Genomic DNA, 10,403 nt, shown 5'->3' with positions numbered 1-10,403 from the left:
TTTACGCAGATTTTTTTATTTGTTTTGTATAAAACTTACTGAATAAAGTTCCACAGGTTTTTATTTTATTTCACGCAGATCTCACGGATTTACGCAGATTTTTTTATTTGTTTTGTATGAAACTTACTGAATAAAGTTCCACAGGTTTTCTATTTTTTTTCACGCAGATCTCACGGATTTACGCAGATTTTTTTATTTTTTTTTGAAACTAATTGAACAGAGTTCCACAGATTTTCTTATTTTTATGGCACGCAGATCTTGCAGATTTACGCAGATAGTTACTGTTTTAATTAGATTCGTCAAATTGATTAATATCAAAACGATATTCGTCTTTAATTTCTCCTAAATTGTAATCAGACATAGCCATTAATTTTGAATCCTCTTGTAACGCTTGTATGCTTGTAACAAATCCTTTTGGCACATGCAACACATCTCCATTATCTGCATTAATTTGATAAATTTTGGCATTTAAATTATTCGATGGCTTATCCCAATTATCAATTTTAATCACTTTAATTTCAAATGTTCCTTTTACACTCATAAACCATCTCTGCTCTATTTGATGTCCTTGCCAACCTCTTATAAAATCTAATGAATGATTGGTTATAAAATAAATTCGTTTAATGGCAGCTGCATTAAAGTCATTGTTGAAAGTGATTTTTCCTCTTTCGTCTAAAAAACTATTCCCTTTTATGATGTTAGGCTCACTACTCATAACTTAAATAGGCATTTGCAATACTTCTTCACCAAAAACTTCTTTTCGAATTAAGGGTAATTTTGAAATTAACTGTTTCAATCCCTCTACACCTTCTTGTTTGGTATTGTGTGAATGATAATCTTCAATTTTAGACACATCTTGTTCGCCTTCTGAAAAATACTTGGCATAATTTAAGTCTCTATTATCAGCAGGGATTCTATAGAAATCACCCATATCTTCTGCTTTTAGCATTTCCTCTCGAGTACAAAGTGTTTCGTATAATTTTTCTCCGTGACGGGTACCTATTATTTTTACAGGGACTTCTTTCTGAGTCAAATCCATTAAAGCTTTTGCTAAATCACCAATAGATCCTGCGGGTGCTTTATTAACAAATAAGTCTCCAGAGTTTCCATGTTCAAAAGCAAAAAGGACCAAATCCACCGCATCATCTAACGACATAAAGAATCGAGACATATTAGGGTCTGTAATCGTGATAGGTTCATTTTTTTGAATTTGATTTAAAAACAAGGGAATTACCGAGCCTCTTGATGCCATTACATTACCATAACGTGTCAAACAAACGGTTGTATCTGTTAAATTTCTTGATTCCGCTACGGCTACTTTTTCCATCATAGCTTTTGAAATCCCCATGGCATTTATCGGATAGGCTGCTTTATCCGTTGACAGGCAAATTACTTTTTTAACCTTATTTTGTGCGCAAGCACGTATTACATTTTGAGTTCCTTCTACATTGGTTTTTACCGCTTGCATGGGGAAAAATTCACAAGAAGGCACTTGCTTTAAAGCTGCTGCATGAAAAACATAATCCACACCTCTTGTGGCTGGCTCAACACTTGCAAAATCTCGTACATCTCCAATATAATATTTGATTTTATTGTTTTTATAGAGATTTCGCATATCGTCTTGTTTTTTTTCATCACGTGAAAAAATTCGGATTTCACTGAAATGATCTGTGTTCAAAAAACGATGTAAAACTGCGGTTCCAAAGGAGCCTGTTCCACCTGTGATAAGTAATGTTTTATTTTTAAGCATGATTATTTTTATATGTATTTGCAGTATTTTTTATAAATTGAAATGTTGAATTTGAACAATTATTCCAAGTGTAATCTTTAGTTTTTTGATAAGCTATATCTGAAATTTGCTCTCTTATAGTCTTATTATCTAATAATTCTTTCAAACAAATATAAATACTTTCAACGTTTAAAGCATCAAAATATAAGCCTCCTTTTTCTAAAACTTCCGGCATTGGTTGTTTTTGACTGGAAGCAATTGGCAAACCTGCAGTCATAGCCTCTATTAAAATTATTGGCATATTCTCGCATGTTGAAGCAAACACAAAAGCATCTGCTTCTTTATAATACTCAGAAATTTTATCATGTGAAACACTTCCTAAATAACTAATATAATCTTCATTTCCTTTTATAACTTCATTTAATTTATAAAAGCTTTCTGGTGTACTTGGGCCAATTAAATCTAAATGAATAGGATATCCTTCGTTTCGTAGTTTAAGAACTGCTTCTGCTACATTCCATTGATGCTTGTATACCGTGACTATTGACACATATAATAGTTTAAAAGGCTTATCTAAAGTATAGCCAGTAATATCTTTTTGAGGTTTTGGAAAATTTAAAAAATCAGTACTTATTCCATGTGGGATTATTGCAACATTAAGGTTTGATAAATTAATTTTTTGGGTTATAAAATTTTTCGCATAATTTGTTAAAAAGATTAATCCATTTGCTTGTCGAAAAGTATATGATTGCAATTTGTATAAAATTTTAAATCTCAATTTATCTTTAAAATTTGGAAACCTAGAAGCTTCATTTATTTCAAAAGGCAACATGTTTTGAGATAAAGTAACAAAAGGTCTAAATCCACTTAAAAAAGTACTACCAGGTGCAAAAACAACATCACAATTTTCTTTTTTTGCTTTTTTAGATAATATGAAAATTTGAAACATAAATGACCAAATAAATCCTTTGTTTAAATAACTATGAGTTGATTTAATTAACCATTTATCATTAGGTAACTTACTTAATGTTTCATTGTTTGACCAAACAATTATTTTTTCAAATCCAGAATTTGCAATATCAGCACTTAATAATAAGTGTTTTAGATGGGTTAAACCTCCACCAGCTCTGATATTTGAAGCATCAATTCCTAAAATCATATTATTGTTTGTTTACTGATAAAAAATAATTCATGTGGTATTTATTCCAAAAAGGCTCTATGTGTCTTCTGTTAATTACTTTATTATTCCTTGAAAAATAATTTTTATAATCGGTTCCACTAAAAATATAATCATGATACTTTAAGGTAGCAATCAATGCCCTTTCAGGAAAATGTTGCATTTGTCCATAAGTCCACGCAAAGTAATCGCAAGTATAATTTAATTTATTTTCAAGTATTTTTTTATTATGTTTTAATTGAAAATCTAAATCTTCATCATCTAATTCAGACATGTTTGTGTGATCCAGATTATGTGAGCCAATTAAATGACCTCTATGATGTAAATCAATTACTTGAGCCCAACTCATTGGCTTTTTTGTATAAGTTTGGGTTCTTTCATTAAATTTCTCTTGATAGTTGATGTCAGATTCAATATAGTTAGCATTTATAAAAAAAGCACCAGTGGAACCATATTTTTCTATTAATGGTGCTATGGTTGAATAACATTCCTCAAAACCATCATCAAATGTTAGTGTAACATATACATCATTAATATTTTCTTTCCCTTTCTCAATTAATTGCAATGCCTCTTTTAAAGAGATTAATTTAGCTTTTTTTGTTATATTTTTTAAAAAATTTTCAAAAATTTCTATGTCAATTTCTGCACTATTCTCTGGAGTTACATAATGAGCGTTAATAATATGCACACCTTTTTTAGGCTTCATAAAAAAACCCATTATGCTTAAAAAAATATTTCTTAATAGACTTCTCATAATTTAAAATGTATCAATATCTAAAAAACTCAATCCCCATTTTTTATTTAATAAAAAATCTCGTGTTTTATTATTTAATGTCTTAAGCCCAAAATTAAGATTATAATTAAAAGGGTTTGGCAAAAAGAAATGCCTGTAATAATATTTAAAATATGGATGCGTATTAAAGGAATAAGTAAAAGTTATTGTTGGCTCTTCATACTTCATTAATAAATTTATATTTTTTCTAAATGTTTTATAATTTTTCTTTAACATGAAAAAATCTCCAATTATTAATTGTTTACTACTTTTAACCTGTTTTATTTTATAAACTATAACACAATCATCTCCTCTAAATATTTTGTAATTTTCATTAGGATTATTTAGTCGCCATTCAATAAATTTTTCAGAATAGTTCGTATGTAACCTATTTTTAAACTGTTCAGTTCTACTAATTAAAAACTCTTCTGGAATTTTATCTATAAAATTGAATTTATTACTGCTTGAAAAATGTTTTTTTTGTTTTTGAACAACTTGACTTTGCTCCTTTAAAAAGGAACTTTTAAAAAAAGAATAAGGTTTGTTTATGTAAGTCAATCTTCTGAACCCTTTTAAATATACCCAACCTAATTTTTCATAGCCTGCTCTAGAACTATCAACCGAAACATTAAAAATTAAATCAAATTTTTCTTCTTGGGCTTCTTTTAAAAATTGTTTATTAATAGACGTAAATATTCCTTTTCTTCTAAAGTTTGGATGAACACAAGTTCCGTGAAATTGAAATGTGTTTAAATGTTTTTCATTATAACACAATGGCCATTCAAAAGCACCTCTCGCTGCAATCAATTCTGCATTTGATTCAAACAGTACAACTTTTGAAGAATCATTAAAGAAGGCCCAATTTGTTTTTGCTACAATATCATCATACTCTTGTCCTTCCCAAACTATATTAAATAAGCTAGAAATTTCACTTACTGATGAATTTTTAAATGGTTTAATTTTTATTTCCAAAACTATTTTTTTTATTAATTACAACTTCACTAAAAATCACTCTTTTAAATAAGTAAAAGAAAAATAAAATACCTAAAAATGTCATGGTTGCAGTTATTGGAGACCTTACGAAAAAGAAAACATATGGGAACAACATTGCTCCAATAATTACATTGTAATTCTTAGACGCTAGTGATTTAGCTCTGAAATTTTCAGCGTTTCTTAAAAGTCTTCCAATTAGAAATATTAAAATTATTGAGAAATATCCAAAATCTGCAAATAAGTCTCCAGTAAAGCCGAATGAAGAACTATGACCACTCACAAATCCAGATCTATATTCCCTAACAAACCAATGTCCTAACATGGTTGGCTTGTCGTTCCATAATTCTCTTGGAACCCAAAAATATAGTAAAAAACTTGATGATTTTCCGTATAAATGTTCATGTGACTCAAAATGTCTCATCATTAATGAAGTCATATCAATAACCCCTTCATTACTTAAGTATTGTGAAACATAGGTTGGAAAGTCTTTATAATTTGAATCTGATTCTATATAATTATTATTTAATTTAATTCCCGATCTAAATTCCTTCATAGCTAGTGATGCACTTAAAAGTATTATCACTGCAGAACTCATTAAAAAAATTTTCTTTACAGAAATTTTGGCTGTATTTAAATTTTGATAAGTTATGAAAAATCCCAAGAAGGAAAATAATAAAGGAAATCTTGATCCGCTCATAAAGAGTATTAGAAAAACAGGAGTGGAAAATAAAAATGGTATTAATAAAGATTTCTTCTTAATATGATAAAAATAAAAAAGAGTTACAGAAGGTAATAAAAAACCCATAGCATTTACTACAGAACCAATCACAAAACTTTCTCCATCGGTATCAACTTCTCTTCCCATAGCAAAAGATCTAATAGCTTCTTGCCAAGTCATTGCAACATAAAATAATATAGACGCAATCAATAAAAAGGCTCCTCCTTTTTTAGCGTTATAAGTAAATTTTTTTGTTTTTATGATGTTATTCTTAATATTTGTATTCGAATAATATCCTATTAATAAGAAATTGTTTGCAATAATTAAATATTTAAGTGCGTTGAGAGCATAAAGATTTGAGGTTTCTCCAAAGATTAAAAACACTTCAGAAAGAATAATATATATAAAACCTAGACACCATATATGAATTAGTATTATTTTTTTCTGTTTAATAACGTCAAAAATTAAAAAACCTAATAAAGAATAAAAATAGAATGTACCTATCATGTAAAAATCGTCCAACATAACGATTATTAATGAAAACAAAATTAATAGTACTATTTTTATAAGTTTATTCATTATTGAGAAAAAAGCATTTTAATTTGTTTAGCATACTCGTGTATACATTTTTCTGTATTAAACCTATTATCATATCTTTTGTACGATTCCTGTCCTAAATTTTGAAGTTCTTTTCTTTCCATTTTTGAGATGTACTTCACTAACTCTTTTCCTTTTTTTATTTCATCAATTGGATCATAATACCATCCATTAGTATTCTCTTCCAATACATCTTCTAAATTACCTATTCTTGACGAAACTAAAATTGGTAATCCAGCTGCACTAGCCTCAATTGGAGATAATGGTGATGGATCTTTTAAGCTAGGCAGTACAAATAAATCTGCTGCTGCATAATATTCAAGAACTTTTTCCTGTTGTACAAATCCTACTTTTATAACTGGAAGATTTTTTTCTAAGATAATAGTATCTATTTCTTTTGATTGTTCCCCATCTCCTAGCAAAAATAGCTTTACATTTTCTATTCCTTCTAAAAGATTTATAAATGGTATAATTCCTTTAATTTCTATTAGTCTTGCAGGTAACACCCACATTTGAGTTTCACTATTTACATTAAATTTTTGCCTTAAATCTTCTTTATAATCCTTTAATTTTTTGATTTGATGTACAAAAACGTCCTCGTCTATTAAATTAGGCATATAAATAAACGTTTTACTTGATGCTTGTGGATTAAAGAATTTTATATATTCAATCTGAGGATTACCTGTTACTTGATAAGCAGTTGCTTTTTTTAGTAATTTTTTTTTAATCCATGCTCCAATTCCTTTTGTCCTTTCAACAGAATGCAAATTAGACTCAACAGACATAATTTGCTTTTTGTTTCCATTTATAAAAAATGGAGCTAGCCAATGGGTTGGACTGGCCATACCACCCACAACTGCTATATTATAATCTTTTTTCAATAATCTTAATAATAAACCAGGATTGAAATGGGCATAAAAATTGCCAATAGTTGGATGAATTCCTTTGTAAAAAGTATGAGCGTATTTATATGAATCAGAAGGTATTATCCATTTTCTGTCTGGTTCAATTTTTGCCATATAAAGCACTTCAAAATCTATTCCATACTCTGGAAAAATTCTTGCCATAGTATTAAATCTTTTTTGCCTGTATAAAGCGGGGATATTTGTTATATATAATAATTTTACTTTCATTTTCTTATTTGTTTATATAATGATAATAATGGATTGTATTTTAATATAAAAATTGTAGAAATTATATACAATATTAAAAATACAATTGACTTGGCTAGTAAAACAGAAATTGGATTAATTCCAAATTTAATAAAATTTACAACAACTAATCCTAAAACCATTATAATTATATAGGGAACTACTGTCTCCAAAATTTCTTTAATTGAATATTCATACTTTTGATTTACTAAATAAACAGAATAAAGAAACATTAATAATTGTGAAAAAGAAAAGAAAATAACAAGGCTTAAAAAACCAAATATTGAAGAAAACAAAATTAATATAATTGAAAATATCCTACTAATGAGTATAGCTTTTGAATAAGTTGAAGAATCTCCAGTAATTTTAAAAACATCTAAGCACAGGAAAAAAGGAGTGTAGAATATCATTCCAAAAATTAAAATTTTTAGAATTAACACTGATTCAATCCATTTTTCTCCCATTACACTAACAATTATATATTCTGCATTTATAAAAAGTAGTGCTACCATAAAAATCAGTATATAATTGACTAATTTTAATATATCAATCAAAAATTTATTTGTTTCTTTTATGTCATTACCATACCTCGAAGCAATTGGTAAAAACAATCGCCTACTAGATGTTGAAATTAAATTAACAGGTCCATCAATTAACCTTTTTGATTGAAAAAAAATTCCAGCACTATAACCTGTAAACAATTTTGTTATTAATATAGGAAATCCATTATTATATATAGCTTCTACACTACTTGAAAATAATAAATTCTTTCCGAATTTTAAATGAGGTTGTAAATCTAAGTATTTAAATCTCTCTAATTTGAATCTAGGAGTAATAAAAAAATAAATTAAATTTCTTATCAAAGAAGATGATATTCCAAATATAACAACAGAGAAAATACCATAATCAAGATAAAGCATAATCCAACATATTAATCCGGATAAAAATATTGAAAATACATTTGCAAAAGTCACTTTTTTAAATTCCATGTTTTGTTCAAGCTTAGCATACCTGACAAATGAAAAAGAATTAAATAGTAAAATTAATGAAGAAAGGTTTAAGTAATATGCTAAATTTTTGACATTCAGAAAACTTTCAATTAATGATGATGATAAAAGTGTAATTATAACAAAAAGAATGCTTACAGATAAATTAAAAATGAAAATTGAAGAAATTTCTTTATTAGTGATTTTATTATTTCTTATAATCGAAATTGTTAAACCACTATCAACAAATATATTCAACAAGTATACATATCCATTGATTATTGCAATCGCCCCTAGCTCTTTTGGACCTAAATAGATAGCAATTATAATGGCTAAAATAAAATTTAATGCCTGATATACAACCTTATCAAATGAACTCCAAAATGCTGCCTTAAACATATTATTTAAGTTATGCTAAATACATTATTTATATTGTCCCTCATAATACTTCTGATACTCACCAGAAGTTACATTTTTCAACCATGCCTCATTGGCCAAGTACCAATCTATGGTTTTGGCTAAACCTTGTTCAAACGTTACAGAAGGTTTCCATCCTAATTCTTTGTTGATTTTTGAGGCATCTATAGCATAACGCAAATCATGTCCTGGTCGGTCTTTTACGTAAGTGATTAATTGTTCAGACTCCCCAACTTCTCGTCCTAATTTGGCATCCATTTGTTTACACAACAGTTTTACCAAATCTATATTTTGCCATTCGTTAAAACCTCCTATGTTGTAGGTTTCGTGATTTTTTCCTTCATGAAATACTAAATCAATCGCTACGGCATGGTCTTCCACAAACAACCAGTCACGGGTATATTTTCCATCCCCATAAACGGGTAATGGTTTTTGCTCTATGATATTATTAATAAATAAAGGTATTAATTTTTCTGGAAAGTGGTTAGGTCCATAATTGTTGGAACAATTGGTAATCACATAAGGCAAGCCATAGGTTTCGCCATAAGCTCTTACAAAATGATCAGAAGCTGCTTTAGAAGCTGAATAAGGAGAATTAGGGTCGTAAGCAGTAGTTTCCGTAAACAAACCTGTTTCGCCCAGTGTGCCATAAACCTCATCCGTTGAAATATGGTAAAAGCGTTTGCCTTCAAAATTACCGTTCCAATGTTTTTTTGCTACGTTCAATAAATTCATCGTACCTATAACATTCGTTTTCACAAAGGCTAACGGGTCTGTAATAGAACGATCCACATGCGATTCTGCAGCTAAATGGATAACGCCATCAAATTGATATTTGGCAAATAAGCCTTCCAAAAAAGCTTCATCCAAAATATCGCCTTTAACAAAAGTATAATTGGGTTGATTTTCAATATCTTTAATATTTTCAAGATTCCCTGCATAGGTTAAGGCATCTAAATTAAAAATATGATAATTAGGGTATTGATTTACAAATCTTCTAACTACATGTGAGCCAATAAAACCTGCTCCTCCTGTGATAAGTATGTGCTTCATTTTATGAAAGTAACAATTTGAATTACGTTAATTTGCAAAAATAAACTTTATTTTTATTAATTGAGGTTATTTTTAGATTAAGTGTCAATCGTCGATGATTTAAAGTTCATAAAATTATGAGTGTGAGCCAGGAAATTGGAGTTAGGAGATTAGAGTTAGGAGTTGTTAGTTTTAAATTAAAAAGATTAAATAAAGATTTCTCTAATCTGTATACCTAAAAAAAACTTCGAGAAACATTGTGCTAAAACTTAACCGCAAAGAACGCTAAGTTTTTCGCAAAGATTATAAAGATTACAAAAAATTTCTCAAATCTGTGTTCCTAAAAAAATCCGTGAAAATCCGTTTAATCCGTGGTCCAAAAAAACTTTGTGCTATAACTTAACCGCAAGGAACGCAAAGTTTTACGCAAAGGTCGCAAAGTATTTTTAGAATCTGTGATCCTAAAAAATTTGTAAATCATTTTCATAACAACGGTTCTCGATACAATTTTTAGCAACGAAAACTAGCGTTTTCATTCCTAAAAACCACTCGAACTGACGGTAAATAGAACTTATAGATTTTAAAGATTATAATAGATTTCTAAAATCCGTGTTCCAAAAAACTTAGTGATACTTTGTGCTAACCTTTGTGCTACTTTGTGTTACAATTTAACCGCAAGGAACGCAAAGTTTTCCGCAAAGGTCGCAAAGTATTTTTAGAATCTGTGATCCTAAAAAATTTGAAAATCATTTTCATAACAACGGTTCTCGATACAATTTTTAGCAACGAAAACTAGCGTTTTCATTCCTAAAAACCACTCGAACTGACGGT

General features: G+C 28.6%; 9 protein-coding genes. All 9 read right to left on the bottom strand.

The features are described from left to right. Positions 1 to 286: 286 nt before the first annotated feature. Complete coding sequence (locus tag AABJ49_RS13835) at positions 287 to 715, bottom strand: WxcM-like domain-containing protein (protein ID WP_338378881.1); 429 nt, start codon at positions 713 to 715, stop codon at positions 287 to 289. A gap of 3 nt (positions 716 to 718) precedes the next feature. Beyond that, complete coding sequence (locus AABJ49_RS13830) at positions 719 to 1,750, bottom strand: polysaccharide biosynthesis protein (RefSeq protein ID WP_338378880.1); 1,032 nt, start codon at positions 1,748 to 1,750, stop codon at positions 719 to 721. After that, positions 1,743 to 2,888, bottom strand: a complete 1,146-nt coding sequence (locus AABJ49_RS13825) for a glycosyltransferase family 1 protein (RefSeq protein ID WP_338378879.1) — start codon at positions 2,886 to 2,888, stop codon at positions 1,743 to 1,745. The genes AABJ49_RS13830 and AABJ49_RS13825 overlap by 8 nt, the downstream gene beginning before the upstream one ends. A gap of 1 nt (position 2,889) precedes the next feature. Further along, positions 2,890 to 3,612 carry a polysaccharide deacetylase family protein gene (locus AABJ49_RS13820; protein ID WP_338378878.1) on the bottom strand — a complete coding sequence of 241 codons (723 nt, stop codon included), beginning with the start codon at positions 3,610 to 3,612 and terminating at the stop codon, positions 2,890 to 2,892. A gap of 51 nt (positions 3,613 to 3,663) precedes the next feature. Next, complete coding sequence (locus AABJ49_RS13815) at positions 3,664 to 4,650, bottom strand: GNAT family N-acetyltransferase (RefSeq protein WP_338378877.1); 987 nt, start codon at positions 4,648 to 4,650, stop codon at positions 3,664 to 3,666. After that, entirely contained in the window at positions 4,634 to 5,968 is a 1,335-nt protein-coding gene (locus AABJ49_RS13810) for an O-antigen polymerase (protein WP_338378876.1), read from the bottom strand. Before AABJ49_RS13810 ends, AABJ49_RS13815 begins: the two co-directional genes overlap by 17 nt. Next, positions 5,968 to 7,053, bottom strand: coding sequence for a glycosyltransferase family 4 protein (locus AABJ49_RS13805; protein WP_338378875.1), 1,086 nt, complete (start codon positions 7,051 to 7,053; stop codon positions 5,968 to 5,970). The genes AABJ49_RS13810 and AABJ49_RS13805 overlap by 1 nt, the downstream gene beginning before the upstream one ends. Before the next feature lie 62 nt (positions 7,054 to 7,115). Continuing rightward, positions 7,116 to 8,522 carry an oligosaccharide flippase family protein gene (locus tag AABJ49_RS13800; protein ID WP_338378874.1) on the bottom strand — a complete coding sequence of 469 codons (1,407 nt, stop codon included), beginning with the start codon at positions 8,520 to 8,522 and terminating at the stop codon, positions 7,116 to 7,118. A gap of 24 nt (positions 8,523 to 8,546) precedes the next feature. Then, positions 8,547 to 9,593: a dTDP-glucose 4,6-dehydratase gene (gene rfbB / locus AABJ49_RS13795; RefSeq protein WP_338378873.1), complete on the bottom strand. Its 1,047-nt coding sequence runs from the start codon at positions 9,591 to 9,593 to the stop codon at positions 8,547 to 8,549. Positions 9,594 to 10,403: the final 810 nt, after the last annotated feature.

The organism is uncultured Flavobacterium sp. (assembly GCF_963922255.1).
GTDB lineage: Bacteria > Bacteroidota > Bacteroidia > Flavobacteriales > Flavobacteriaceae > Flavobacterium.
Note: the sequence above shows the minus strand (reverse complement) of the source record. Positions and strands in the feature narration are given on the sequence as shown.

Bases quoted from the DNA above. Each gene is read 5' to 3' on its own strand.
- AABJ49_RS13805 (WP_338378875.1), bottom strand. From the start codon at position 7,053: ATGGCAAGAATTTTTCCAGAGTATGGAATAGATTTTGAAGTGCTTTAT.
- AABJ49_RS13810 (WP_338378876.1), bottom strand. From the start codon at position 5,968: ATGAATAAACTTATAAAAATAGTACTATTAATTTTGTTTTCATTAATA.
- AABJ49_RS13800 (WP_338378874.1), bottom strand. From the start codon at position 8,522: ATGTTTAAGGCAGCATTTTGGAGTTCATTTGATAAGGTTGTATATCAG.
- AABJ49_RS13820 (WP_338378878.1), bottom strand. From the start codon at position 3,612: ATGAAGCCTAAAAAAGGTGTGCATATTATTAACGCTCATTATGTAACT.
- AABJ49_RS13835 (WP_338378881.1), bottom strand. From the start codon at position 715: ATGAGTAGTGAGCCTAACATCATAAAAGGGAATAGTTTTTTAGACGAA.
- rfbB (WP_338378873.1), bottom strand. From the start codon at position 9,593: ATGAAGCACATACTTATCACAGGAGGAGCAGGTTTTATTGGCTCACAT.
- AABJ49_RS13830 (WP_338378880.1), bottom strand. From the start codon at position 1,750: ATGCTTAAAAATAAAACATTACTTATCACAGGTGGAACAGGCTCCTTT.
- AABJ49_RS13825 (WP_338378879.1), bottom strand. From the start codon at position 2,888: ATGATTTTAGGAATTGATGCTTCAAATATCAGAGCTGGTGGAGGTTTA.